The 1,591-nt window shown below is 30.5% G+C and carries 1 protein-coding gene and 2 riboswitches; the gene reads left to right on the forward strand.

Going from position 1 to position 1,591, the window contains the following annotated elements; genetic code table 11:
- Positions 1–143: riboswitch (M-box (ykoK) riboswitch) on the reverse strand. This riboswitch is flagged as partial in the annotation.
- Positions 144–650: 507 nt separating this feature from the next.
- A riboswitch (M-box (ykoK) riboswitch) is annotated at positions 651–827 on the forward strand.
- Positions 828–1,012: 185 nt separating this feature from the next.
- A partial coding sequence (locus DN393_RS31260) for an FtsW/RodA/SpoVE family cell cycle protein (protein WP_149174306.1) occupies positions 1,013–1,591 on the forward strand: 579 nt, incomplete at its 3' end.

A 1,591-nucleotide genomic window follows, 5' to 3' on the forward strand; every position in this document is an offset into this window, starting at 1 on the left:
AGCACTGTATAGCATAGGTTTTTATAACCAGCTACATTAAGAAGGGCCTTAATCCGACCGTTCCTGTTGACCCATTGGCGTCTCTCGACATTTTTGGGCAGCAGCGTTTCTCTATACAGGAGCCTCACCTAACAAAGATTATTGAATTACTTCAAAATTTAAACCAGAATTTAATATTTGTCAACTCACTTTCAATTCTATTCTTAAAAACTTTTTTATAGAAAATGAAAATATATCTATCACAAATTTAAAATTGCACTAAAAAACATAGAATTCATTCGAAGAAACGTTAAAAAACATATGAAATTTCGTATATGAAACTTATTGTTTATAATCAATCTTTAACTTTATAGCAAAAGATAAATGATTAGTCATTCTGTACTTTAAAAGAACATTCTTAAAAAAATCTTCTTTTATGATTAAAATCTTCTTTACTGTTTATCAAATTTATATGGTTAAACTACTTAATCAAACTATATACTACAAGTCGAAAATATGTACTTATACGGAATGATTACATACATTTTCTCACATCATTTCTCAAAGGATTATAAAGCAATAAAACATATAAAATTAGCAATACGGTTACTTGACAAGAAAAAAATATATATTTATGCTTGCTACACGAAACAAATACATAAAATTTATATTGCTTAACCTGTTAGGTGAGGCTCCTATGCAAACACAGGCTATTGCCCAAAAATGTCGAAAGACGCCAATGGGTAGAACAGGAATTGTCGGATTAAGGCTCTTCTTAAGATAGCTAAGTGATGAATTTTCATTACTTTACGTTGTATAGTGCCAAAGCTCTACTAGGGGGAAAAAGCCTTATTTAGTCATGCCATTTTGAATCCCCCTAGTTATATACTAGGGGGATTTTTGCGTAAGAAAACAGGGTGTAAGCGATAGAATCTGCCTAAACAAAAATCCTGTTAAGTAATTGACGAGAAAAAGGTTTAATGGATTAGCAAATGTAATATTATGTTTTGTTTTAAATTAGGAGGATATTAAAATGAAAAAAATATTAAAACTCGATTATCTATTGCTCCTCCCTCTACTCATAACATGTACCTTAGGTATTATCATGATGTATAGTGCGAGTTCCATTGTCGCTGTCCAGCATTACGGTTATAACAGTAGACACTTTATTGATTCTCAATTAACAAAGCTAATTTTAGGAACAATAGGGTTAATAGTTTGTGCCATACTCCCATATGAAATATGGAAAAAACGAATAGTCTCTATTTGTATTATGGTTGGGGGGATTTTTTTATTAATTATGGTTTTATGGAAAGGAAAAGTGGTAAATAATGCTCAATCATGGATCTTTGGAATACAGCCAGCTGAATTTCTTAAATTAGGAACAATACTCGTAACAGCCCGTTTTTTTGCATTACGACAAGAACAAGCTAAAAATAGCTGGAGTGGTAGTGGAAAACTTTTATTGTTTTTAGCTACAATTTTTTTTCTTATCTTTAAACAACCAAATTTAGGATCAGCACTTTTAATAATAGGTATAGGTTTTAGCATATTTTTTTGCTCAGGAATAAATATAAATCTACTAATCAAAAGAACTACCATCGGTTCTATT

Origin of the sequence: Bacillus sp. BPN334, from assembly GCF_008368885.1 — a bacterium.
GTDB classification, from domain to species: Bacteria; Bacillota; Bacilli; order Bacillales; family Bacillaceae_G; genus Bacillus_A; species Bacillus_A wiedmannii.